Below are 24,475 nucleotides of genomic sequence, written 5' to 3' on the forward strand. Positions count from 1 at the left end.
TCGCTCCAACCCCGCAAAGCAAATACCAGTTTACTATAGAACATTGTGCTTAATTAGCATTCAAAATGCGCTGCCAAATCAAGATAAGCGGTTATTTAACCTTAACTCTTTGTGCTGAGTTTTATAACCTGTCATCATTGCAATGATTTTTACCTATGGGGCAAATAAACGATGACCAAAGTGTGGGATGGATTTATCCGCGGGTTTCACTGGCTGCTCGTAGCAGGACTAGTAACCTTATATATTACTGGTGAAGAAGGCATGATGGATCTTCACTTTGTTACTGGCTATTTATTGTTAGCGCTGATGGCAGCGCGATTAATTTGGGGTGTCATTGGTAGCCAAACCGCTAAATTAAGTGCGTTATTTCATTCACCTAAAGCAATTTTATCGGCCATTAAATCAAAACAAAGCCATGTAGGACATAATCCTGCGGGAAGTTTGATGGTGCTGCTATTTTTTGTACTGATCCTTGTTCAGCTCGTTTCTGGCTTGATGACAACAGATGATATTTTGGTGGAAGGCCCACTCGCACAATATGTATCTTACGACTTAGTTGAATTAGCAGGTGATATACATCACACCAATATTGAGCTGTTAATTGCCGCCATTGCACTGCATATATTTGCTATTGTGGTGTATCGCCTTAAAGGTCAAAACCTAGTAAAGACGTTAGTAACTGGCAAGCAAGAAAATGCAGTCAGCACGCCTGTCATGAAATCGAGTGTTGTTGCATACCTTATCTTTATTGCAATTGCTGCTGTGTTACTCTTTACTTGGGGCGCTGAGCCATTACAAGGGTTAATGTAACTCAACTCTGAACGGAGGTTAGCGAGGTTATTGTTTTCAATAACCTCGCTAACCTTTAGCATCAAGTCCGGCCAATGTAATATTTGTTAACAGATTATCGTAACAGATATGACCTCTATTTCAGAAAATTCTGGTAACATGGCGCAGTTTTATCTTAGAGGTTAGAGAAAAGTAGCGATGTTAGAGCCGTATTATCAACAACAAGCAAATGAGATCACCATTACCAGAGAGCAGGGGAGTTTATTTGCAAAAGGAGTCGCGGACGACTACAACCCATTGCACGACATCGATGCAAAGAAGTTTTGTGTACCGGGTGATCTACTTTTCTCCTTAGTGTTAAAGCACTACGGCTTAAGCGAGAATATGGAGTTTAGCTTTGTGGGCATGGTTGATGAAACAACAACGCTCACCTTGCCAGAAGGTGCTGCACAATTTGATATTACCGCTAATGATAAAGTGATGCTGTCCGTGTCGCGCGCTGGCGAAACCAGCACGTGCCCAACGCTTATCAATAGTTTGACAAGAAATTACGTAGAATTTTCAGGCACTACCTTTCCTCATGTGATCATCCCATTGATGGGTGAGCAAGAGGTAATGATAAACCCAGCAAGGCCAATGGTGATATACGAATCTATGTCTATCCATATGGATGATATATCGGTAACGGAAGTAACATTGGAAGCGGCTAAGCCAGAGTTTAGCTATGAAGGCAAACGTGGCAAGATCAACCTGCGTTTTAACTTGCTGTCGAATGGCACTAAAGTCGGTTATGGTGAAAAGCACATGTTAGTTTCTGGGATCCGCGAGTATTGTCAGCAAACCGTTGATGATTTGATTGCCTATTACAACGATAGAAAAGTAGCATTAAAGCCGTAACCTCCCAATACACGCTGACACACCAGTCAGCGTGTTGCCCACACTGTTCCTTTTAAACAATAATTCATCCACTCTTCAGCTGTCCGCTATACTGTTTAGATAAAATGTAATTGAATTAAATGGTATTACTGTGCCGTATGCAGACTTGCTCAAACCAGAAGCCTCACAACAAACATTATTAAAGTGGCAAAAAACAGTCGATTTGATGGCGAAGATTTTTTCGGCGCCTGCTGCGTTTGTGGTGCAAAAGAAAGAAGATGGCTTTGCAGTGATGATTGCAAGCGACCAAGAAGAAAACCCGTATCCTGCTGGTGGTTTTATACCGCAAGAAACCAATATCTTTTGTAAGCATGTTGTCGCTAATAATCGCAATCTATATGAGCAGCACGCCAGTGTAAATTATCAGTGGGACGATAACCCTGAGGTTGCCAATGATGGCTTTGAGTCTTATTTGGGGGTACCTATCCATTGGCCCAATGGAAAGTCGTTTGGCACTTTGTGTGTGATGGACTTTAAACCCACGAATTACGGCGCTCCGTTGGTTGAATTTATAGAGCATTTACGCGATATGCTAGAAGACGATTTGGTGATGATTGAGCGCTATAGCAAAATCAAAGCGATAGCGATGCAAGATCCGTTGACTGAAGTACTAAATCGTCGTGCGACCGAAATACTCGGTGAACATAAGCGTGATATTGCCTTAAAACTGGGTGGTGCGCTTTACTGTGTCTTTCTTGATTTAGATGGTTTTAAACCAATAAATGATAGCTATGGTCATGAAGTTGGTGATCTGGTGTTACAAAGTTTGGCTGAAGCCTTGAAGGCCGCAAGCAGCGAAGATGATATTATCGGGCGCTATGGTGGTGATGAGTTTCTGGCTATTGTGCAGCGAGATAATGAAAAAGCCGTCAACGACTTTATTTTTCAAAGTGAGGCTAATTTCTATCAAGCGTTAAAAGAGAAAAAGCTCCCCAAGTGTGGATTTTCAGCGGGATTTGCCAAGTGTGAAAATAAGTTTGAAAGCATGGCTAGTTTATTTTCTCGGGCAGATAAACACATGTATCAGCAAAAACTGAGCTGAATGCTCGATGTGATCTAAAGCATATAGGCGACGCAGTTCCTGACAAGGCATGCCTTTTGTGAACAATGGCGATTTTACGTAAAAAGCTGGACTAATAAACTAGCCATCACAGCCCACCTTTCATCAACTACCACAATGGCTAAATAACATCTGCTATTTAGCTGCGAAAATTACCGTCATCAAGTTGTTAAAATGGCCAAGATCGGAGAGAATATAGCAATCTTTGTTCGAATTTAGCGTGGCCGAGTTTTGGTTCGGTTGCCAATGCCATAAGTAGAATTTCAATGTCAAATATGAGTATTCCGCAGGAAGTGTCGCGCAGACGTACTTTCGCGATCATTTCACACCCGGATGCGGGTAAAACCACCATCACCGAAAAAGTACTTTTATTCGGAAAGGCGTTACAAAAAGCCGGTACGGTTAAAGGCCGTGGCTCAAACCAACACGCCAAATCTGACTGGATGGAAATGGAAAAAGAACGTGGTATCTCGGTAACCACTTCTGTGATGCAGTTTCCATACAATGATGCCTTGGTAAACCTACTAGATACTCCGGGACACGAAGACTTCTCTGAAGATACTTATCGTACGCTCACCGCTGTTGACTCGTGCTTGATGGTAATCGATGCGGCAAAAGGTGTAGAAGACCGTACCCGCAAACTGATGGAAGTAACGCGTTTACGTGACACGCCAATCGTTACCTTTATGAACAAATTGGACCGTGATATTCGTGACCCAATGGAGCTACTTGATGAGGTAGAAACCGAACTGAACATCATGTGTGCGCCGGTTACTTGGCCAATTGGCTGTGGTAAAGAATTTAAAGGTGTTTATCACATTCATCGTGATGAAACGATTTTGTACCAAACAGGTCAAGGTCATACGATCCAAGACAAACGCGTGATCAAAGGGCTAGATAACAGCGAGCTTGACGCCGCTGTGGGCGAAAGTCTTGCGGAACAACTTCGTGAAGAGCTTGAGTTAGTAATGGGTGCCTCGCACGAGTTTGACCGTGAATTATTTCTAACTGGCGAATTAACCCCTGTATTCTTTGGTACGGCACTTGGTAACTTCGGTGTTGACCACATGCTTGACGGGTTAACTGAGTGGGCACCAACGCCACTGCCGCGTCAAACTGATGAGCGTGAAGTAAAAGCCGACGAAGAAAAGTTCTCTGGTTTCGTGTTTAAAATTCAAGCAAACATGGATCCAAAACACCGCGACCGTATCGCCTTTATGCGTATTGTATCTGGTAAATATAGCCAAGGCATGAAGATGAACCATGTGCGTCTTGGTAAACAAGTCAGTATTGCGGATGCGGTAACCTTTATGGCGGGTGACCGTGAGCGTGCTCAAGAAGCGTTCGCGGGTGATATTATCGGTCTACATAACCACGGTACTATTCAAATAGGTGATACCTTCACACAAGGTGAAACGCTTAAATTTAGTGGTATTCCAAACTTTGCACCTGAGCTATTCCGTCGCATTCGTCTAAGAGATCCACTTAAGCAAAAGCAGCTACTTAAAGGGCTGGTACAGCTTTCTGAAGAAGGTGCGGTACAGGTATTTAGACCACTTATCAATAACGACCTGATTGTAGGTGCGGTTGGGGTGCTGCAGTTTGATGTGGTTGTGGCGCGCTTAAAGTCTGAATACAACGTAGATGCGATTTACGAGAGCGTAACGGTTCAAACCGCGCGCTGGGTAAGCTGTGATGACGAGAAGAAAATGGCTGAATTCCGCCGCAAGTGCGAGCAAAACTTGGCACTAGATGGTGGTGATAACCTAACTTACATCGCACCAAGTCGCGTAAACCTAAATCTATCAATGGAGCGTTATCCTGACGTGAAGTTCCATGAAACTCGTGAACACTAATCGCTGCGCATTAAAGGAAAACAGATGAACATCAAAAGTATTTTAATTGAAAAAGCCAATGCAGCGATGCAAGCGGCTGGTATCCCTGAAGGTACAAACCCAGCGGTAACACAAAGCACGCGCCCTCAGTTTGGTGATTACCAAATTAACGGTGCGATGGGGGCTGCTAAAGCTCTAAAAACTAACCCAAGAGAGCTGGCGCAGAAGATCATCGACAACCTAGACGTTGCTGATCTTGCAGAAAAAACGGAAATCGCAGGCCCAGGTTTTATTAATATTCACCTCAAACCTGAGTTTTTAGCCACAAGCCTAGAGGCGGCAAATACGGATGCCAAGCTAGGTGTTGCTGAACATGCTACGCCTGACAAAGTTGTGGTCGATTTTTCTTCGCCAAACCTTGCTAAAGAGATGCACGTAGGTCACCTGCGCTCAACTATTATTGGTGATGCCGTTGTGCGTGCCCTTGAGTTCCGTGGTGACACTGTTATTCGCCAAAACCACATGGGCGACTGGGGTACCCAGTTTGGTATGTTGATAGCACACCTAGAAGATTTGCTGAATCAAGGTGTTGACCTTGAAAACGTCGCACTTGCGGATCTTGAAAGCTTTTATCGTGATGCCAAAAAGCGTTTTGATGACGAAGCCGGTTTTGCCGATAAAGCCCGTGATTACGTCGTAAAACTACAAGGTGGTGATGCGCATTGTCAGAAGCTATGGCAAATGTTTATCGACACCTCAGTTAAACACTCTGAAGAAGTATACGGCAAGCTAAACGTGACGCTTACGCGTGATGATATCATGGCAGAAAGTGCTTACAACGACCGTCTTGCCGGTGTAATTGAGCTGCTAAAAGAGCAAGGCATTGCGGTTGAAGATCAGGGCGCTCAAGTCGTATTCCTTGACGAGTTGGCAAATAAAGACGGTGAACCTTCCGTATTTATCGTGCAAAAATCAGGTGGTGGTTTCTTATATTCAACGACTGATTTAGCAGCCTGTGATTACCGCTCAAATGAGCTAGATGTTGATCGTATCCTAATTTTTGTTGATGCGCGTCAGGGCTTACACTTCAACCAAGTTGAGATCACAGCACGTAAAGCGGGTCTTTTAAAAGACAAAACCAGCTACGAGCCGAGCCTATTCGGTACTATGATGGGTAACGACGGCAAACCGTTTAAAACTCGTACTGGCGGCACGGTGAAGCTATCAGATTTACTTGACGAAGCGGTGAGTCGTGCGACAGAAAAGCTTGCTGACAGAGCCTCTGATCTATCTGATGAAGCACGCCAAGAAATCGCACGTAAAGTGGGTATTGGTGCAGTGAAGTACGCCGATCTGTCAAAGCACAGAACCAGCGATTATATCTTTAACTGGGATACGATGCTGAGCTTTGAAGGGGTGACGGCGCCATATTTGCAGTACGCCTATACCCGTGTTCGTAGTATTTTCCGCAAGGCAAACATGGATAGCGCCAGCCTAACTGGTCGCATTCAAATTCAAGCACCACAGGAAAAGGCACTTGCGCTTAAACTGCTGCAACTGGAAGAAGTGCTTGATCTGATGATCAGCGAAGCAACGCCACACGTATTATGTAGTTATTTATATGAGCTTGCGAGCTTGTATATGACATTCTATGAAGCGTGCCCAATTTTGAAAGATGATGTAGCTGCAGACGTCCGTGAAAGTCGTCTAGTGCTATGTAATCTGGTTGCTAACTCACTGAAAACAGGCTTAGATTTGCTTGGTATCGAAGTGATGGAGCAAATGTAAGTTAGTTTTAACTTGCATTAAGGTATACTAGAAGCCGCTTTATAGCGGCTTTTTTTGTTAAGGATATTGTGATGAAACTTGAAGACATTCGCAGAGAATATACCAAAGACGGTTTACGTCGTGAAATGCTAAAAGACACACCCGTTGAGCAGTTTGAAACCTGGCTCCAGCAGGCGATTGATGCCAAGTTTACCGACCCAACAGCGATGGTCGTCGCTACGGTTGACGAGCACGGTCAGCCGTCTCAACGCATTGTTTTACTCAAGCATGTAGACGAGCACGGTTTTGTCTTCTTTACCAATACCGGTTCACGCAAAGCGCAAGAATTAAAGCAAAACAACAAGGTATGCTTACACTTCCCGTGGCATGAAATTGAGCGTCAGGTTATCGTGTACGGGGAAGCAGTCTCGTTACCAACCAGTCGCGTTGCCAAGTATTTCTTATCAAGACCAAAAGAAAGTCAGCTTGCAGCGTGGGCGTCTCAGCAATCGCGCCCCGTGTCATCTCGCCAAGCCTTGATGCAAACCTTTAGTAGCATGAAAGACAAATTCGCTAAAGGCGAAATCCCACTACCTGATTTTTGGGGCGGTTATTGCGTAGAGCCCACTAAAGTTGAGTTTTGGCAAGGTGGAGAGCACCGTCTTCACGATCGCTTTATGTATGTGAAGCAAGCCGATGGTAGTTGGGAAATTGAGCGGCTTAACCCATAAATTCGCCTTTATAGATAGTCACTGTCACCTCGATTTTGACGAGTTGGCAGATGACCTAGCTACGCATATCAAAGCAGCCCATTGTTTGGGTGTTGAACGCTTCGTGGTGCCTGGCGTTACCCTTAAGCAGTCTCATGAGCTTGTTGATTTTCAAGCACATCATCCACAATGTGAAATCGCCGCGGGGTTACACCCTTATTTTATTGGCGAACATTGCTACGACGATATGGCTGCTTTGGTCGAGCATGTAATGCACAATCGTACCCAACTGTGTGCGATAGGAGAGTGCGGCATTGATACAACTTGCGATGCGCTTGAGCGGCAAATTGCACTGTTTGAAGCGCATATTTCGCTGAGTAATGAGGTAAAGCTTCCGCTAATCGTCCATCACCGTAAAAGTCATCACCTAATTGCCGCCGTGTTTAAACGTGTTAAACCACAATATGGTGGGGTGATCCACGCCTTTTCAGGTTCAAAACAGCAGGCTGAATATTATATCGCTCAGGGTTTTAAGCTCGGAGTTGGTGGCACAATTACCTATCCAAGAGGCGAAAAAACAGCGCAGGTAATATCACAGTTGCCGCTTGAAAGCCTAGTATTGGAAACCGATGCGCCGTCGATGCCGTTACATGGTTATCAGGGGAAGCCGAACTCTCCTAAGCGAGTCGTCCAAGTATTTGACAGGCTTTGTGAATATCGAAGCGAAACACCAAGCGAGCTTGCCGCAGCGCTCTATCGAAATACCACGCAGTTGTTTGGCTTGGGGTAAATTGATGATGTCGAGATAAATCTCGACCTACGAGTCAATATCACAAATGGGATATAAAACCATACTTACCAACAATAAATAACCCGTGTAGGAACCGGTTCACCCGGCGATCTTTTGGTATTTATTAAAGCGTCTATACATCTCATAGCTTGGAGGAATGATTTATGCGTTAGTTGGTTATTCACCTTTTATTAATGTTTAAGAGCTTAATTTAAAACCTTCAACATTTCTCAAGGAATAGAAAAATGAATGATGAAACGAAAGTAAAAAATGCCATTAATGCATTTTATAAAGGTGCAGGTTTAAATTTATCTTTCAAAGGCAGCGTAAACGAAAATGTGGCACAGGTTTTTGGAGAGATGATCCAAGCAACTAAAAGTTGTACGACAGCTCTAAATTGGGTTCCTGAGCCGACGGGAGGCAAGGTAACTATCAAATGGATAGTAAAGAACTTTGCATAAAGCATTGTAAAGCAACTTAGTTCAGAACAATCTCTTACCTGTGCAAAAGACGTTGTCAGAAATTACAGAACGAAAATGGAATTAGCTGCATTAGGGATTTCGTTATGTTTAGAATAATTTTACTTGCCGCGTTAATGTTCACCTCGAACTTGGTAATTGCGTCACAAACAGTGAACCCTTTTCCAAGCTTATCTTGTAGTAATAAGTTACATATCAGAGTTGTTGATCTCGTTTATTGTGTAGATAGCACGACACTATCAAAAATTAACTTTTTAGGACTAAGTAACCAAACTGTGGTCGTAACTAGCCAAGATCAAAATGAGTTGGCAATTGCGTTAAACCCACCGGAAATCTCACTTGGTGATATGCATAAAAAGTTGAATATGAGCGTAAACGAATTTTTTCATGCCCTGTATCATTCAGATCCTAAAGTAAAAAACATAGCAAAGCTTCGCTCGGCTTTTGACATAGACGAAAACAATCCGATGAGTGTGTACCAAAACGGCGATATTTTTGCTTTTGTCGTTATGGGAGAAAATCAAGACTACGATAGGGTTTACATTAATAGAAAGGGAAGCGATGTTATCTATCAGATAAGTGGTGAGTTTAACCAATCTCAGTTAAATCGTATTCTCTCCTCGCTTATTTTGGATTTGTAGCATAGCTGTTCATCTTATAAAGTAGGAGCCAGTTCACCCGGCGATCTTTACGCAGTTACTGCGATATAAAATCATACTTACCAGCAGTAGAAAAGCAGGTGTAGGAGCCGGTTCACCCGGCGATCTTGATGCTTTTACCACGATATAAAATCATACTTACCAGCGATAAATAACCCATGTAGGAGCCGGTTCACCCGGCGATCTTTATGCTTTTCCGGCATAACACCAAAACTACTTAAGCCAATTGTTGATTAATAATGGAGATCATCTCATCAGCGTATTGGTGAATAAAAAAGTGCCCACCAGAAAATTCGGTAAGCTGGTATGGCTGTGTCGTTAGCTCTTGCCACGCAATAACATGTTCATTCAAGATCTCATCATCAACGCCATGGAAAACATGGATGGGGATGGGTAATGCACACTGTTCTGCTACATAGGTATCTGCTATTTTAAAGTCAGCTCGGAGCAACGGGAGTAATAGCTCCATAAGCTCTTTATTTTCAAGAACTTCTTTTGGCGTACCATTTAAGTCACGAAGCTCAGCAATAAATTCATCGTGTGGTAAGCCATGTAAATGAGACTTAGTTGATATGCAGTGTGGCGCTCGACTTGCTGAAGCAAATATTTTTTGCGGAGTTGGTAAGCCTACGTCCAGTAATTGAAAAGCAAGCTCATATGAAATGCGACTACCTAAACTGTGCCCAAAAAAAGCAAAAGGTTTACTCGTAATGTAGTCACTATGGCACATAAGCTCTGCAATAACATCTGGCATATTATCAATTGCAGGCTCAATAAGTCTTGCACCTCTTCCTGGTAGCTGAACAAAAACAAGTTCAACATATTCACTTGCTTTATCGCTCCATGGTGTAAATATAGCTGGTGAGCCGCCAGCATAAGGGAAGCAAAATAGCCGCACCTTAGCGTTTGGGTTCGGTTTTGGGATTATAAAAAGTTTACTAGTCATGTCCTTTATCATTTATCGTTCTTATATAAACTAACAATTATATTATCAAAATATTTACAATAGAGACAGTGGGAACTTGGTTTCATCTAATGAGTGATATTTTCAGGGGCTGGTAGCATCTTTACTTTCTTGCGAATTTTGCGTTTTACTTCCCAGCGTTTTAATGCTCGACCTATTTGCCATGTGAATACCATCGTAATCACCAGCATCAGTAAAACGACTCGTCCAAGTTCGTGGAAATGAGAGTGGCTTTGTGACATAGCAGCTTCTGTCAAATAGACCATATTGACGAACCCAAGAGGCTGTCCCATCGGCGTATATACTGGTTCAGAAATAATGCTTTTGGTTTTACTCAGTCCCGGTAAGGTTTGAGGTAGCTGCTGATAATCCGTGGGTGAGGAATTACCGTCGTTACCAACAATAAAGCGTCCTTGATAATCATAAATCGCGACTTGAAGCACAAAGTCATCGCTAGCGAGGTGATTTGCCAGTGCGCTGAGCCTTGGCGTATCACTGCGAGAGAGGGGCAATGCTACATTTTTTGCGAGCTGTTTGGTGAGGCTCCTTGCGGTAAGGTCTGCGCCATTATGGAGCAAGCGATGAGATTCAAAACTGGTATTAAACGCAAGCCAAGTCACCATAACTAAGCACGTCGCAGCGATGCACAGGCGAAATAATCTACGCCCTCTGGTCGAGTTTAACACTTCTAATACATGTAAATTTTTCATATTTATCGCATATTGCCCGCTTTTGCTAAGGTCCAGTGCTGACAGCTTAGCGCAATCATGTTAAAAATCGGCTTAACGCTATCAAGGAGCAACTTATGTCGTCAATCATTCAATTCGCTAATCGTGAACTAAACACACCAATTCAGGAACATATGGCGCTGGCTCATTGGTATAGTTGCCAAGGTAACACAAGCCTCACACAAATAAATCAATTACCTGAGACGACAACTCAATCAATATGCTTTTTTGGCCAAAATATACAATTGCAACACCTTCTGGAAGTTGAGAAATTTCTTCGAACATTTGCTATCGAGCAAACTTATTTTACGGCATATCAACCTCATGAACAGCTCCCAGTTGCATTGGGTATCCGTTTTAATGCGTCGCATTTGCCGAGCAAGGCTGAAGTAAGAGGTTTTGCAAAAAGCATTAATGCACAAGGCGCGGTGATAACACAAGCACCTACTTTAGAAGAACCGGGGCTACTTGTGATGGATATGGACTCCACCGCAATTCAAATTGAATGTATTGACGAAATTGCTCGATTGGCCGGCCGATATGATGAAGTGGCTTCTGTCACCGCACAGGCGATGGCGGGGGCACTCTCTTTTTCTGAAAGTCTACACCGCCGCGTCGCGTCACTCTCTGGCGTACCGTTATCACAAATTCAATCATTAAAAGAAAACTTACCGCTAATGCCCGGCATAGAATTGTTGTGTCAGGCGCTCAAACAGCATCACTGGCATCTTGCCATCGCCTCGGGTGGCTTTACATGGTTTGCAGAATCATTGATTGAGCCACTCCAACTAGACGCTGTATTTGCCAATACCCTAGAGGTGGAAAACGCGCAGCTTACCGGCAAAGTGCTAGGTGATATCGTCGATGCCGACAAAAAGGCGGAAGTGCTAGGTCAACTTGCAACCCAGTATGCGATCCCAATGACTCAAACCGTTGCCATTGGTGATGGCGCAAATGACTTAGTGATGATGGCAAACGCCCAGCTAGGTGTGGCAATCCATGGTAAGCCAAAAGTGGTAGAAAGTGCCGACGCGGCTATTTGTGAAGGATCTTTGTTACAACTGTTATATTTGCTAGGTGTGCCGAAATAATATGTGCTATGAGACGTACCATGGAGGGTGATTTCTCCAATCACTCGAGACTATGAATTAAGTCAGCTCGTCTTCCTGACGTATTTCGACGCCCATCCATGGGCTACGACTTACTTTTCTTTGATGCCCAAAGAATCGTTGCGCAAAAGAAAAGGCACTTCTTCTTCACCCGAAAAACATAACTTCTCGGCGGGTGAACCACCTCCCACAAAACTATTTAGACTGTGAGTTAGGAGACTATGCTGATAATTTTTGTAACCCTTGCAAACAGCTTTATTGATGAAGTCGTAGACGATCTCACAAGCAACTTATTCCCCCTCCATCACACCCAAAAGCATAAGTCGATATGCAATGTGCCGACAGGATGTCGGCCAAGTCTTGTCTGGCATAGGGACGTGCCTTACAAGACGGTTGCACTATATCGGCTTAGGGTTTGAGGATTGAGTGTGATGCTGGGGCGACGTTTTCTTGGTTCGTTCTTTTTCGTCGTTTAAAAAGAATGAACGAGGAGCGCATGGATGCGCTTTGATATTAAATATGGAGGTTTATGTTGCTAACGGCTGGTAGCTCTAAATTTACCGTAAAGTCAGCCCGTCCTCCTGACGGATTTCGACGCCCATCCATGGGCTACGACTTACTTTTCTTTGATGCCCAAAGAACAAGTAAGCAAAAGAAAAGGCACTCCCAACATCACACTGACTCCTCAAGTAAATTGCCAATATGAACGTCACCGCGGTGTAAGGGCCATCCTTGGCCCTGTCACCGCTTTTCACGCATCCATGCGTTGAAATGACGCATTGGCAATTTACTTTCGGGTGTGATGAGGGAGACACAAGGCGCTGATAGTTTTGTTTGGTGCTTGCAGGAAAATTAGCTGCTTTTGAGAGAAAAACTAGTGCACACGGCCAATACCACACCAGAAAATATAACTGTTCGGCGAGTGAATCACCTCCCACAAAACTATTTAGACTGTTAATTAGGAGTTCACACCGATCGTTTTTGTGGTGCTTGCAAGCAACTATGTTTCTGATGGCTTTGTGGACAGCTAACAGACAACTTATTTCCCCCTCCATCACACCCGAAAAGCATAAGTCGATATGCAATGTGCCGACAGGATGTCGGCCAAGCCTTGTCTGGCACAGGGATGTGCCTTACAAGGCGGTTGCACTATATCGGCTTAGGGTTTGAGGATTGAGTGTGATGCTGGGGCGACGTTTTCTTGGTTCGTTCTTTTTCGTCGTTTAAAAAGAATGAACGAGGAGCGCATGGATGCGCTTTGATATTAAACATGGAGGTTTATGTTGCTAACGGCTGGTAGCTCTAAATTTACCGTAAAGTCAGCCCGTCCTCCTGACTGGTTTCGACGCCCATCCATGGGCTACGACATACTTTTCTTTGATGCCCAAAGAACAAGTAAGCAAAAGAAAAGGCACTCCCAACATCACACTGACTCCTCAAGTAAATTGCCAATATGAACGTCACCGCGGTGTAAGGGCCATCCTTGGCCCTGTCACCGCTTTTCACGCATCCATGCGTTGAAATGACTCATTGGCAATTTACTTTCGGGTGTGATGAGGGAGATACAAGGCGCTGATAAATTCTTGTGGTGCTTGCAAGCAACTATGTTTCTGATGGCTTTGTGGACAGCTAACAGACAACTTATTTCCCCCTTCATCACACCCGAAAAGCATAAGTCGATATGCAATGTGCCGACAGGATGTCGGCCAAGTCTTGTCTGGCACAGGGACGTGCCTTACAAGGCGGTTGCACTATATCGGCTTAGGATTTGAGGATTAAGTGTGATGTTGGGGCGACGTTTTCTTGGTTCGTTCTTTTTCGTCGTTTAAAAAGAATGAACGAGGAGCGCATGGATGCGCTTTGATATCCGCCAAGGAGGGCAAACTGACACCGTTTTATTTGGCTTGAGATTTAAAAACAGTCCGTTACATCAAAAGATAAGCATTCGAATGCTGAGTAAAAAAAATGAGTTAAAAATGCTTGCCTTTTATGTAACAATAGCGCGCAAATAAAAACCAATCGCAGCACACTAGGAAGTCGTACTGTGTATTGGTGGAACGGCTTTAACCAACAACAGTGGACATAAAAAATGCAAACAAGGATTGTGGTGTATGGTACTAACCATCCTGTACATGTCGTCGATTTTGAACTCACGACCTGTATCAATAGCGGCTTTTTACTCAAAGCGAACCTAGAATCCCAATTTGACCTGGCTGATGAGTTACTCGTCGGCAACATGCTCACGTTTGAAATTGAGTCACCAGATGCAATATCAACGTATTTCACTGGGACTTTGTTTGATATCCAATCTGGTTTTGTGTCTGAGCACACCTGTGGTGCAGAGGTGATTTTAAAGCCTCGCCTTGAGTTACTTAAGCAAACTGAAAAAAGCCAAATCTTTGTACAAGCCAATGTTCAGTCTGTCCTCAATAAGCTGATACAAAAAGCCGGCTATTCACAAGACCGGATAAAATGGCGAGTCACTAAAGATTTACCCACGCTACCGCAGTGCGTACAAGCGCTAGAAAACGACTACACCTTTTTCACCCGACTCTTGGCAAAGTACGGCTTAATCTATTGGTTTGAATGCCATGATTTTATTGAGTCGATAGTGATTGCAGAGGGGAATCTTGCAAGCCCCTATATTGAACGAGGCTTGTTGTCGGTAACGGATAAAGATGGCCTGGTGCACGAACATGAAACCGGCTTTGTTGGGTTTACGCAGTGCCAAAGCCGCCATCGTTTTAAAATGGGTGGCTCACAAGTGCACATGAATGCCCATCCACCAACCTCAGTCAGCCCGGCGCAGCGCAGTTATTTTGAGCCTGCTGCACAAAATCCCGCTGAGCAATTTGAGCGCACTGGCAATCTCGAGCTTGCCTATCAACAAGGTAAAAATGAAGTCACGCTGGTAGGGAACGTAGCCGAAGCCAATGCCGGTTATTCGTTTTCGTTAAATGGTAAATTGGGCACAGCAAAAGGTGGCGATTATACTTGTATCCGCAGTAAACAGGTGTATAAACAAGGCAGCGCTAATGACCCAAACCAAGTTGCGTATCATAGCGAGTCGGTGTGTGTACCACGGGGTGAGCCAATACGTATCGCGCCCCCAGAGCATAGCCCAAAACCGATGGTGTTTACCGCCACAGTGCGCTCGCTGTCGGGGTCAAAAACCAATCCTCACTTAGATACCCAAGGGCAATATGCCACGCAAGTACATTTTGATAGTCAGGTGACTGAATCAGTAAAGCGCCTCACACAATATGCCTGTCGTGGTCAAAAGCAACCGACAGGGTTACACTTTCCACTGCTGCCAGACAGTAATGTGCTCATCGGTTGTATGAACAACGACCCAGACCAAAGTTACTTGTTAGGGTTTGCCCTTAACGACACCCAACCATCCGTTGTTACTAGCGCCAATAACACCCAAAACGTGTTGTGCTCTCGCGGCCAAAACCTGTTGATGTTTGATGACACCCCAAAAACCCCGCATATTGTGTTGCAAACCCTAGCGGGCAACCAGCACTTGGTGTTACATGGGGATAAAAAGCAGCCTTATATTCACTGGCTTGCGCAACTTGGCGCGATGAATATTTTTGCAGCCAAAGACATACAACTTGGCAGTGTTAAAAGCGCAATTCGACTACTCACCAATAAAACCTTTATTGCCAGCGCCAAACAACAACTGGCACTGGAGAGTAAAAAGTCAGTGATTATTGATGCAGCAACCAACCTAGACGTCACCGCCAATCAAATTGACGTCAGCGCCAAACAAGATTTGACCCTTAAGGCGGGTCGCAGCCATCGCAGTGTTATCCAAAGTGATATCAACCTCAAGGCAGACAACAACCTTACCATCACCGCCCCGGCGGGAAGTCAAATCATTCAAAGCCAAGGCAATATCACGATTAAAGGCAGTGGCTCTGGCAACCTCACTCTTGCCAATGGCGGCAGTGAAATCAGTATTGACTCAAGTGGTAACGTCAACATCTTTGCAGACAAGTTACTGACCTTAAAAGGCAAAGCCATGACTGTGTTTGACGGCAGCATGGAGCAAGATATTGGCGGCAAACAAAGCGCCACGATGCCGAGTGTACCGCAAATTCAAGCGCTCTCTGAGAATGCTCGACTCTCACTTGCCGCCGATGGCATTGCCACCATGATGAGCAGTACCATTGAGTTGTCTTATACCTATCAAGATGGCAGCCCAATTATGGGCGCACCTTATACCATTCGATTTGCAAACGGCACAGCGCTGACTGGTAACTTAGATGACAGCGGTAAAGCAAAAATTGAGAATGCACCGCCAGGTCAATATACCGTGCAATATGGTGAGGATAAACGCGATTACCTGCCAGAAGATAATCGCCCTAAAAACCCACTGTATGGACAAATCACTCCAGCGCGAGCCGCTGAAATGGTACGCAGCGGCAATACTGCACCACTGATAGAAGCCAACGGCATTGCAACCCAAGCAGGTGATTGGTTATGGGGCACACTGCAAGGCGACTTTAATCAAAACCCCTCCACGTCACAAATCGTGGTAGGTACCTTGATTTCCATGATACCGATTATCGACCAAGTCATGGATTTACGAGATATCATTGCCAATGTCATGTTACTGACCGACGATGATGAAGCCAACGACACCGACGCTTGGCTTGCCTTTACCTTGACCGGCATTGGTTTAGTGCCAGTAGTGGGCTCAGCAGTCAAAGGCGTGGGCAAGGTTATCTTAAAAAATACTGGAGAATCGCTCTCTGCTGCGCTTGCCGTTTTACGCAAGCTCGGTAAAGGCGACCCAGTTAAATACCTAAGAAACATCAACTGGCAAGACCTAGGAAAACAATCCGCTACGGAAGTTAAAAACATCGTCAAAGGCCTGCGCGATTCACTCGATGACATGTCTACCAGTTGGCACTACGACCTACTACTCCCAGACGCTGCCATCGAAGGCATGCAAGCCACGGTAAAACGCCTAGACGACGTCACCCCCAAAATCGACCAGCATATGCAACAAGCCGCCCAAGAAATCGGACAGCGAGTCAATAAAGCACTGGATGAATATCAAGGCCAATCACCAATTCGAGGCGTTACCGACAAGCCCACCAAAGCCAAAGCCGATGAATTGGAGCCGCCAAAAGGGAATGAGTTACCGGGGGTAAAAAATAGTTTTGAAGGCACAACCACTATAGATCCGCAATCCATGGAAAAGCTGAACGACTTAGAACGTAAAGTTAAAGTATCAGATAGTGGAAAAGCAATAATACAGTTTGGCATAAACGCTGGGAAAGAAAAAACAATTATTCTTTCTAAAAAAGCTGGCCAGATAGAAACCAGGAATGGCATTACTTTAGCGAGAGATAAATATGGATTTCCTATCTTTAACAGCAAATTCGATACACATGTACCCAATAACCTTTTAGGTAATAAAGATGCTGCTTCACACTTTCAATATGCAAATGAAAGGCTGAGGAGTTCACTACAGAAAAACCCAAGTTTAGCTGAAGAGATGGGGCTAACAAATATTCAATTAAAACATTTCTTAAAAGACCCTGCCCCAAAAAGCCACCAGCAGGATTAACTTGGCATCACCATCAAGATACAGGTAGAATGCAGTTAGTCAATCAAATAGAACACGACGCTTTCGTGCCCCATACTGGAGGAATGTCTATTTGGGGTGGAGGCTATAAAAAGTAACAAGGAGCAAAAAGTGAATATAATTTGGGAAGAGTATGTAGATCCTCCTTTGCAAGATATCTCGAGCAATGAGATTTCAACCATAGAGGCCATTATAGGTTTTATACTACCTGCTGATTACAAATCTTTTATAGTTGACAAGCAGGGGTTAGTACCATCTAAAGAGGTAATTGAATCAGGTGACTTAGCACCCGTACCGTTTGGACCGTTATTTCACGTTTTAGAAAATTGTTCCTCTGAACACATGCTATATAGTGCTCTGGAAAAATTTAATAAATGGAAAGATTTATATCCGAATATCTTTCCTATTGCTGATGCCGGAGGTACTGGCAACTTTTTTGCCTATAATTTTAATATTGATCATTCAAATCCACCTATAATCTTCGTGAATGTGGAAGAAGATCCTGATTCACCAGAAGCTTTTATATATGTTTCAAGAGATATAAATGAACTTCTCAATAATTTGAGAGCTTAGTAACCTAATCTGAATCTGGATATATCCTCCATACGTGCTTCTAGGCTTACCCAAGGGTGTTGACTTGTTTTACACCCTTAGCTGTTTTGTGGACATAGGCTAGGTGGCATAGTGCCGAACGATACGATGTGTGCATCGCATGGCAAAACTGCCTGAAAATTCTAGCCAAACTGTGGGTAAACTGAGTTGCTCAACCAGTCTGAGCACCAAAATGTCAATATTCAGAATCGGCTAAATAGAGGTCAATAGACAAAGTCATCTTAAAAAATACCGAGAATCCCTCTCTGCTGCGCTTGCCGTTTTACGCAAGCTCGGTAAAGGCGACCCAGTTAAATACCTAAGAGACATCAACTGGCAAGACCTAGGAAAACAATCCGCCACGGAAGTTAAAAACATCGTCAAAGGCCTGCGCGATTCACTCGATGAAATGTCTAGCAGTTGGCACTACGACCTACTGCTTCCAGACGCCGCCATCGAAGGCATGCAAGCCACGGTAAAGCGCCTAGACGACGTCACCCCCAAAATCGACCAGCATATGCAACAAGCCGCCCAAGAAATCGGACAGCGAGTTAATAAAGCACTGGATGAATATCAAGGCCAATCACCAATTCGAGGCGTTACCGATAAGCCCACCAAAGCCAAAGCTGATGAATTGGAGCCGCCAAAAGGGAATGAGTTGCCGGGGGCTAAAAACAATAGTTCAAATAATACAAAAACTAAGAAAGCTCGTAAGATATCAAACCGCTTGAAATACCTTGGAAAAACACCAAGTAAAACATCTCGCACTGGTAAAGAGGTCATTGCTAGGATGCGTAAAGAAGGTAAGATAAGAGATAAATTCGGTAAAACCCAGTTTAAAGACAGCAAAGGAAATTGGCACCCGCTGTCGCAAGCAGACATGGCACATGACCCGACAGATGCAGTAAGGTGGTGGAATACGAAAGGTAGGCAATATGGCGCAAAGTCGAAAGAAGTTAGGAAGTGGATGCTTGACCCAAATAACTATACATTGGACCATTACAGCCTAAACCGTTCAGCGGGAGCTAAGTTAAAAGAAACCTATTTATCCCCAATTAATAAGTTGAAAAAATGAAAGAATTAGATGAAAGATTAAGTGATGAGATTAATGAAAAATTTAATCGTTCTCTGGAGTTTAGAGACAGAGGAAAAATAGATGAGTCATTTGTTGCAATGCAAGAAGCTATCGAATTAATCCCTTCACCGAAGAGTCAGTGGTCAGAATCATTAATTATTATTACTTCTGCTTGTGAACACTTTATTACGATCGAGAAGCTTGCTGAGGCCGAAGCACTAATTGATGAGTACTTAAATTCAGACTTTTGCATTTCATATGATGATAGCCCAAGCTTCATAAAAGGAATTATATTATTTGAAATGGGTAACTTTAAACAAGCATATGAATGGTTTGCTAAAGCCAATTCTATTTCACGGGGTAGATGCTTTGTAGAACAACCTAAGAAATACAAAACCTTCTTTAATGAGTATAACCAATGAATGTACATGACGAGATAGAAGAGTATTGCGAGCAAGGCAATGACCTTTTTGATGAAGAAGATTTTCAAGGCGCAATGACACTCTGGAAAAAAGCCTTCGATTTACTCGCTGATCCAGATGAAGATTGGGAGCAAGCCGTTTGGCTTAAAGTATCTATTGGGGATAGTTATTATATGCTTGATGAATATCAACAATCCCTAGATTCAATGCTGGATGCATTAAACTACCCTGAAGCACTTGACAACCCATTTATTCACTTTAGAGCTGGCCAGTGTCATTATCAGTTAGGTGATAAAGAGCGCAGTAAAAATGCTTTACTTAAGGCCTATATGTTAGCCGGAAAAGAAATTTTTGAAGACCATGGAGAGGATGGGCTTTTTTATTACGACTTTTTAAAGTCCGAAATCAAGTTATAAACCAGTTCTACGCAAAGGACAGCACATGACAATTAGCATATACATCGTGCAATATCTTGTTCGATATATTTACCACAAAATTCAAGAGCCTTGGCTTAAGCTTCACACAAAATATCATCCTTAAGGCGGGTCGCAGCCATCGCAGTGTTATCCAAAGTGATATAAAGCTCAAGGCAGACAACAACCTTACCATCACCGCGCCGGCGGGAAGTCAACTCATTCAAAGCCAAGGTAATATCACAGTAAAAGGCAGTGGCTCTGGCAACCTCACCCTTACAAGACGGTTGCACTATATCTGCTTAGGATTTGAGGATTGAGTGTGATGCCGGGGCGACGTTTTCTCGGTTCGCTCGATCGCGTCGTTTAAAAAAATAAACGAGGAGCGCATGGGTGCGTTTTGATAATAAACATGGAGGTTTATTTTGCTAACGGCTGATTGCTCGAAATTTATCGTGAAGTCAGCCTGTCCTTCTGACAGGTTTCGAAGCCCATTCATGGGCTACGACTACCCGAAAAGCATAACTTCTCGGCGGGTAAACCGCCTCCCACAACGCTATTTACACTGTGAGGCTGGAGCCGCTTTTGATCTTATAAACTACTCTATTGCTACTGAGAAAGTGGAAATTCCACAAGCAACTTTATTCCCCCTTCATCACACCCGAAAAGCATAAGTCGATATGCAATGTGCCGACAGGATGTCGGCCAAGTCTTGTCTGGTACAGGGACGTGCCTTACAAGACGGTTGCACTATATCGGCTTAGGATTTGAGGATTGAGTGTGATGCTGGGGCGACGTTTTCTTGGTTCGTTCTTTTTCGTCGTTTAAAAAGAATGAACGAGGAGCGCATGGATGCGCTTTGATATTAAACATGGAGGTTTATTTTGCTAACGGCTGATTTCTCGAAATTTATCGTGAATTCAGCCCGTCCTCCTGACAGGTTTCGACGCCTATCCGTGGGCTACGACTACCCGAAAAGCACACTTCTCGGCGGGTGAACCGCCTCCCTACAAAACTATCTGCAATGCTAATTAGGAGGCTATGCTGATAGTTTTTTTGTCATTGTTACAAACAGCTTAATTGCTATACCCTCATAGGAAGAGTTATTGCCATGCGCCACGTTGAATTTGGCGAGGTGTGTTACGCCATCCCTCAAATTGTGATTCGACGTTTTCATTAAAATTACGAAAGAGTAGCTCGATGTTTTGTGCAGGTACAATATTGCACGGATTGCTGCTTTCTTGTCGTAAATACTCGAAAAAAGCGTTGCTGTTGTGCTCGACCATAAATCCGGTAAACAGGTAACTATTGGCATATAAGGTGTTACTTTGCATGGTTTGCCACTGATTTTCGCTATTGAATAGGGTGTTAATATCAAGCTTGGCAAAGCGCGATTTCAAAATCCCTTCTTTCGTCAACCAATCTTCGTCAGAGAGGTAAACTGAAAATTGACCTGTTTCGGTAATTCTTAGGTGCTCAAAATACTCGGCTAAGCCTTCCGTTACCCATCGAGGGGTTACGCCGAAATAGTAAAAAACTAGGGCGTGCACGGACTCATGAATGAGCGTTCTTAGCGTTTCTTCTTCAGTGCGACCGCCATTGATAAAGCCTTGGTTTTGAAACAAGAAGTACATGCCCAAGGTGCCTGCGGGTTCTGCATCTCGAGAGAGGATTAACTCATTGTAGTCAGCGTCATTGGCGGCAATATGCATGTTCAATTGGATGGGGGATAAGGCTTTTTTATGCGCTAACTGGTTAAAAAAGTGCTTAAACATCATATACACCACGTTGAGGGCTTGCTGCGCCTGATACTCAACATAAGGGCTCACGGGTTCACCCGTTAGATTAAGTTTAAAATTTTCAATGTCGTTGAATTGCGTTTGCAAGGAAAATACTTCGTGCTTTAGTGCTCCACAGGTAGGTGTTGAGATACCGCTGAACATATTAACAAGATCACTGTGCCCGTTTAGGTTAGAAAAGGTTTTTTCTGGTTTTTCAGGTAGCTGTTGTTTCGTTACTTCTGGTGGTGCAACCGTTAGGTGAGGAGTGGTGTCTGGCTGACTTAAACGTTTTTCGGTATGGGTGTCTAGCTGTATGCCAAATTCCGTCAATAAAGGTTTGATAGACCTTATCGAGTTTGCTGCTGCACTTGGGTAGATAAAATAAAGCGCAAACAATATCAGCGTGATGATAAGTAGTAGGACAAAGACCCGCCAAACCAAAGTGATATCCTTGTGTAATACATGCCCAGAGACTCTGGTTATACTCGATTATCGGTAAACTTGGCAATGAGTAATTTGATTATCTGCTTACTCCCATGGCATTAAATAACAGCTACTTTAGTGTGTCATAGCGTATCGTTTGCATTATTTGCCATTCTTTTTTCTACAACAATGTACCCATAATCTAATTCGTTGCCTATACTTTTTGAAAAAATAACAGAGCATACAGATGAAAGTAGTTTGGCCGTTGATTTTACTGTGTTGTGTGGGCGGGAGTGCGAGCGCGTTTGATACTCAGGTGAATATTACGACGGGGCAATGGCCGCCGTACTTAGATCAAGCGAAACAAGATCAAGGCTGTGTGGCTGCTGTGATCCGAGATGTCTTTGCGCTCTCCGATATAAAAGTCCGATTTTTATTTATGCCTTGGGAACGCGCCTATCAAGAAGGAATGAAGGCAGCTTACATTGGTAGTGCTTATTGGTATTACAGTGAGCAAAGGAGCAAAGACTATATTTACACTCAACACCCACTTACTGAAGAAACGGCACGCTTTTATCACCATCGAGATTTAGCGTTTACCTATACGAGTTACGCAGATCTCAAGCCATTTAGATTGTTGCTCAATCAAGGGTTAACTTATCCGCCTTCTCTGTTAGAGGCGATAGAGACGCTTGAAATCAAAACTTCATATGCCACGTATACCAGTAAAAATGTGGCACTGATCCTACGAAATCGTGCGGATATTATGATTATGGACGAAAAATCGGCGAAGTCTTATCAGCAGGAACTGCCAGCGGAAGAAGCGGAGTTATTAGCTGCGCAAGCGATCCCTGCTTTTATCCAAAAAGGCTATTTGCTTATCAATAAGCATCATAGTGAATATGTCGAGTTGTATAACGAAGGGCTTAAAAAACTATGGGCGGATGAAGACTATGTTGCTCAGTATCGTGCTCGTTGCTCTCGTGTGTTTACCGATTGATTGCTTTTTGGCTTTGCTAAAACCAAATAATGCCCTGATTCGTTGCGAAATCATTCATAAGTTAGAATCCAAATTTGTTTTTAATGTTTTGCATAGCCTGTTGCCTATTTTGACGGTATATAAAGCATAAAGAGTGTTATTACACGTAAAGCCTAATAGTGTATTCAGTGGGATTTTAGAGCATGCTTTGCAGCCAACAATCGTAAAGACTATCTTGGATCGTCATTGGCTGCTTTAGATTAAGACTTGCCTTATCCAAACCGCCTTTCCGGCAGCTTGATTTAGCGTTAAATGGTATATGCTCATCTGGTCTGACCATTTAAATCGCCTTTTAAATTTTCCCGATTCTTGGTTAAAGTTTATGCACGCCAACTGTTGTTTTTACACTCAGCTAATTATTGAATTGGGCTGAATTTTGACAGTTGTCATGGATTTTGATAACGTATTGTGCAAATTTGGTATGACCAATTTACCTATGAAGTTAATTCTTACCAAATTGATTAAAATAAGTCAGCGGTCTGGCTAGGTCACATCATAAAAAATTGGCGTTATTTCAATGTCTTTAAAGATTAAAGCAGCAAAATTATCCGACGTAATACTAGAACAGCTTGAGAATATGATCCTCGAGGGCTCGTTATTACCCGGTGCAAAGTTGCCGCCTGAGCGTGAACTAGCTAAGCAGTTTGAAGTGTCGCGTCCATCACTTCGTGAGGCTATCCAGAAATTGGAAGCTAAGGGGCTTGTTACCCGTCGGCAAGGTGGTGGCACGTATGTTAAGAATCAGCTAGAAGAAGGGTTGACTGATCCGTTATTCGACTTGATCAGTAAGCATCCAGAATCTCAGTTCGATTTACTTGAGTTCCGTCATGCATTAGAAGGCATCGCCGCCTACTATGCGGCACTCAGGGGCACAGAGAATGACTTTGCAAAGGTACAACAAAGCTTTGACAATATTGCAGAGATAGGTGATGACCTGATGCAAAAGGCAAGGGCAATTAATGCTTTTCACTTTGCCGTTGCAGAAGCGTCACATAACGTCGTCCTGCTTCATCTTGTAAAAGGGATGCAGTCACTGCTTGAGCAAAACGTGTTGCAAAACTTAACGGTCTTGGTGCAGAAATCAGATGTGAGTGAGCAGCTCGGTGAGCACAGAAAGTTGTTATTAGATGCGGTGATCAATGGTAACCCTGAACAAGCAAGACTTGCTAGTAACGCCCACTTAGCCTTTATCGAAGAAGCGTTATTAGAAGCCGGTAAAGAGCGTTCGCGAATAGAACGTTCACTGCGTAGAACAAAACAGCAGTAATCGGGCTTGATTCAGTAAGAATTGGCACAAATAGAA

The 24,475-nt window shown here is 43.6% G+C and carries 22 protein-coding genes and 2 pseudogenes; 19 read left to right on the forward strand and 5 right to left on the reverse strand.

The genetic code is table 11. The features are described 5' to 3' along the window. The first annotated feature begins 171 nt into the window (after positions 1-171). The 9 genes from GSF04_RS08700 to GSF04_RS08740 all read left to right on the forward strand — a co-directional run bounded on the left by GSF04_RS08700 (position 172) and on the right by GSF04_RS08740 (position 9,007). Positions 172-810, forward strand: coding sequence for a cytochrome b/b6 domain-containing protein (locus GSF04_RS08700; RefSeq protein WP_211859294.1), 639 nt, complete (start codon positions 172-174; stop codon positions 808-810). Positions 811-987: 177 nt separating this feature from the next. Then, positions 988-1,686, forward strand: a complete 699-nt coding sequence (locus GSF04_RS08705) for a DUF3581 family protein (protein ID WP_010607683.1) — start codon at positions 988-990, stop codon at positions 1,684-1,686. 130 nt (positions 1,687-1,816) lie between these two features. After that, entirely contained in the window at positions 1,817-2,767 is a 951-nt protein-coding gene (locus tag GSF04_RS08710; protein WP_211859295.1) for a sensor domain-containing diguanylate cyclase, read from the forward strand. Positions 2,768-3,051: 284 nt separating this feature from the next. Further along, the gene (gene prfC / locus GSF04_RS08715) at positions 3,052-4,641 is read left to right on the forward strand and encodes a peptide chain release factor 3 (RefSeq protein ID WP_010379169.1); all 1,590 of its coding nucleotides are present in this window, start codon (positions 3,052-3,054) and stop codon (positions 4,639-4,641) included. A 24-nt stretch (positions 4,642-4,665) separates the two neighbouring features. Beyond that, positions 4,666-6,408: an arginine--tRNA ligase gene (gene argS, locus GSF04_RS08720; RefSeq protein WP_211859296.1), complete on the forward strand. Its 1,743-nt coding sequence runs from the start codon at positions 4,666-4,668 to the stop codon at positions 6,406-6,408. Positions 6,409-6,476: 68 nt separating this feature from the next. Further along, positions 6,477-7,118, forward strand: a complete 642-nt coding sequence (gene pdxH / locus GSF04_RS08725; RefSeq protein ID WP_211859297.1) for a pyridoxamine 5'-phosphate oxidase — start codon at positions 6,477-6,479, stop codon at positions 7,116-7,118. Then, a complete protein-coding gene (locus tag GSF04_RS08730) occupies positions 7,084-7,887 on the forward strand; it encodes a TatD family hydrolase (protein WP_211859298.1) in 804 nt (267 codons plus the stop codon). The genes pdxH and GSF04_RS08730 overlap by 35 nt, the downstream gene beginning before the upstream one ends. A 245-nt stretch (positions 7,888-8,132) precedes the next feature. Then, positions 8,133-8,348: a hypothetical protein gene (locus tag GSF04_RS23345; RefSeq protein WP_249122456.1), complete on the forward strand. Its 216-nt coding sequence runs from the start codon at positions 8,133-8,135 to the stop codon at positions 8,346-8,348. Positions 8,349-8,452: 104 nt separating this feature from the next. Then, positions 8,453-9,007: a hypothetical protein gene (locus GSF04_RS08740; protein WP_211859299.1), complete on the forward strand. Its 555-nt coding sequence runs from the start codon at positions 8,453-8,455 to the stop codon at positions 9,005-9,007. Positions 9,008-9,242: 235 nt separating this feature from the next. Here GSF04_RS08740 and GSF04_RS08745 read toward each other — a convergent pair whose 3' ends face one another. After that, positions 9,243-9,971 (reverse strand): thioesterase, encoded by a 729-nt coding sequence (locus GSF04_RS08745; RefSeq protein WP_211859300.1) that lies wholly within the window; start codon positions 9,969-9,971, stop codon positions 9,243-9,245. 86 nt (positions 9,972-10,057) lie between these two features. After that, the gene (locus GSF04_RS08750; RefSeq protein WP_039494499.1) at positions 10,058-10,699 is read right to left on the reverse strand and encodes an AhpA/YtjB family protein; all 642 of its coding nucleotides are present in this window, start codon (positions 10,697-10,699) and stop codon (positions 10,058-10,060) included. A gap of 95 nt (positions 10,700-10,794) precedes the next feature. On the opposite strand from GSF04_RS08750, the gene serB reads away from it, so the two are divergent. The 8 genes and pseudogenes from serB to GSF04_RS08805 all read left to right on the forward strand — a co-directional run bounded on the left by serB (position 10,795) and on the right by GSF04_RS08805 (position 19,932). Beyond that, complete coding sequence (serB, locus tag GSF04_RS08755; RefSeq protein ID WP_211859301.1) at positions 10,795-11,808, forward strand: phosphoserine phosphatase SerB; 1,014 nt, start codon at positions 10,795-10,797, stop codon at positions 11,806-11,808. A gap of 1,871 nt (positions 11,809-13,679) precedes the next feature. Beyond that, positions 13,680-13,838, forward strand: a complete 159-nt coding sequence (locus GSF04_RS08760; protein WP_211859302.1) for a hypothetical protein — start codon at positions 13,680-13,682, stop codon at positions 13,836-13,838. Between the two features lie 77 nt (positions 13,839-13,915). Continuing rightward, a pseudogene (locus GSF04_RS23505) lies at positions 13,916-14,818 on the forward strand (phage late control D family protein); the annotation flags it as partial. Between the two features lie 1,911 nt (positions 14,819-16,729). Further along, a pseudogene (locus GSF04_RS23510) lies at positions 16,730-16,987 on the forward strand (hypothetical protein); the annotation flags it as partial. A 552-nt stretch (positions 16,988-17,539) separates the two neighbouring features. Next, positions 17,540-18,001 (forward strand): SMI1/KNR4 family protein, encoded by a 462-nt coding sequence (locus tag GSF04_RS08790; RefSeq protein WP_236596569.1) that lies wholly within the window; start codon positions 17,540-17,542, stop codon positions 17,999-18,001. A 427-nt stretch (positions 18,002-18,428) separates the two neighbouring features. Further along, positions 18,429-19,094: a GH-E family nuclease gene (locus GSF04_RS08795; protein WP_211859303.1), complete on the forward strand. Its 666-nt coding sequence runs from the start codon at positions 18,429-18,431 to the stop codon at positions 19,092-19,094. Continuing rightward, a complete protein-coding gene (locus GSF04_RS08800) occupies positions 19,091-19,516 on the forward strand; it encodes a hypothetical protein (RefSeq protein ID WP_039491885.1) in 426 nt (141 codons plus the stop codon). Before GSF04_RS08795 ends, GSF04_RS08800 begins: the two co-directional genes overlap by 4 nt. Further along, on the forward strand, positions 19,513-19,932 hold the full coding sequence (locus GSF04_RS08805; protein ID WP_211859304.1) for a hypothetical protein: 420 nt from the start codon (positions 19,513-19,515) through the stop codon (positions 19,930-19,932). The genes GSF04_RS08800 and GSF04_RS08805 overlap by 4 nt, the downstream gene beginning before the upstream one ends. A 95-nt stretch (positions 19,933-20,027) precedes the next feature. Here GSF04_RS08805 and GSF04_RS08810 read toward each other — a convergent pair whose 3' ends face one another. Beyond that, the gene (locus GSF04_RS08810; RefSeq protein WP_211859305.1) at positions 20,028-20,222 is read right to left on the reverse strand and encodes a hypothetical protein; all 195 of its coding nucleotides are present in this window, start codon (positions 20,220-20,222) and stop codon (positions 20,028-20,030) included. Positions 20,223-21,032: 810 nt separating this feature from the next. Further along, a complete protein-coding gene (locus GSF04_RS08815; protein WP_211859306.1) occupies positions 21,033-22,151 on the reverse strand; it encodes a DUF1570 domain-containing protein in 1,119 nt (372 codons plus the stop codon). Positions 22,152-22,380: 229 nt separating this feature from the next. On the opposite strand from GSF04_RS08815, the gene GSF04_RS08820 reads away from it, so the two are divergent. Continuing rightward, positions 22,381-23,133, forward strand: a complete 753-nt coding sequence (locus GSF04_RS08820) for a transporter substrate-binding domain-containing protein (RefSeq protein WP_211859307.1) — start codon at positions 22,381-22,383, stop codon at positions 23,131-23,133. 175 nt (positions 23,134-23,308) lie between these two features. Here the strand turns inward: GSF04_RS08820 and GSF04_RS08825 are convergent, their stop codons facing one another. Continuing rightward, a complete protein-coding gene (locus tag GSF04_RS08825; RefSeq protein WP_211859308.1) occupies positions 23,309-23,452 on the reverse strand; it encodes a hypothetical protein in 144 nt (47 codons plus the stop codon). Positions 23,453-23,689: 237 nt separating this feature from the next. On the opposite strand from GSF04_RS08825, the gene pdhR reads away from it, so the two are divergent. Then, entirely contained in the window at positions 23,690-24,439 is a 750-nt protein-coding gene (gene pdhR / locus GSF04_RS08830; RefSeq protein WP_010370324.1) for a pyruvate dehydrogenase complex transcriptional repressor PdhR, read from the forward strand. Positions 24,440-24,475: the final 36 nt, after the last annotated feature.

Origin of the sequence: Pseudoalteromonas sp. A22 (genome assembly GCF_018141345.1) — a bacterium.
GTDB lineage: Bacteria > Pseudomonadota > Gammaproteobacteria > Enterobacterales > Alteromonadaceae > Pseudoalteromonas > Pseudoalteromonas maricaloris.

Bases quoted from the DNA above. Each gene is read 5' to 3' on its own strand.
- GSF04_RS08700 (WP_211859294.1), top strand. From the start codon at position 172: ATGACCAAAGTGTGGGATGGATTTATCCGCGGGTTTCACTGGCTGCTC.
- GSF04_RS08705 (WP_010607683.1), top strand. From the start codon at position 988: ATGTTAGAGCCGTATTATCAACAACAAGCAAATGAGATCACCATTACC.
- prfC (WP_010379169.1), top strand. From the start codon at position 3,052: ATGTCAAATATGAGTATTCCGCAGGAAGTGTCGCGCAGACGTACTTTC.
- argS (WP_211859296.1), top strand. From the start codon at position 4,666: ATGAACATCAAAAGTATTTTAATTGAAAAAGCCAATGCAGCGATGCAA.
- GSF04_RS08730 (WP_211859298.1), top strand. From the start codon at position 7,084: ATGGTAGTTGGGAAATTGAGCGGCTTAACCCATAAATTCGCCTTTATA.
- GSF04_RS23345 (WP_249122456.1), top strand. From the start codon at position 8,133: ATGAATGATGAAACGAAAGTAAAAAATGCCATTAATGCATTTTATAAA.
- GSF04_RS08740 (WP_211859299.1), top strand. From the start codon at position 8,453: ATGTTTAGAATAATTTTACTTGCCGCGTTAATGTTCACCTCGAACTTG.
- GSF04_RS08745 (WP_211859300.1), bottom strand. From the start codon at position 9,971: ATGACTAGTAAACTTTTTATAATCCCAAAACCGAACCCAAACGCTAAG.
- GSF04_RS08750 (WP_039494499.1), bottom strand. From the start codon at position 10,699: ATGAAAAATTTACATGTATTAGAAGTGTTAAACTCGACCAGAGGGCGT.
- serB (WP_211859301.1), top strand. From the start codon at position 10,795: ATGTCGTCAATCATTCAATTCGCTAATCGTGAACTAAACACACCAATT.
- GSF04_RS08760 (WP_211859302.1), top strand. From the start codon at position 13,680: ATGCGCTTTGATATCCGCCAAGGAGGGCAAACTGACACCGTTTTATTT.
- GSF04_RS08795 (WP_211859303.1), top strand. From the start codon at position 18,429: ATGTCTAGCAGTTGGCACTACGACCTACTGCTTCCAGACGCCGCCATC.
- GSF04_RS08800 (WP_039491885.1), top strand. From the start codon at position 19,091: ATGAAAGAATTAGATGAAAGATTAAGTGATGAGATTAATGAAAAATTT.
- GSF04_RS08805 (WP_211859304.1), top strand. From the start codon at position 19,513: ATGAATGTACATGACGAGATAGAAGAGTATTGCGAGCAAGGCAATGAC.
- GSF04_RS08820 (WP_211859307.1), top strand. From the start codon at position 22,381: ATGAAAGTAGTTTGGCCGTTGATTTTACTGTGTTGTGTGGGCGGGAGT.
- GSF04_RS08825 (WP_211859308.1), bottom strand. From the start codon at position 23,452: ATGGTCAGACCAGATGAGCATATACCATTTAACGCTAAATCAAGCTGC.
- pdhR (WP_010370324.1), top strand. From the start codon at position 23,690: ATGTCTTTAAAGATTAAAGCAGCAAAATTATCCGACGTAATACTAGAA.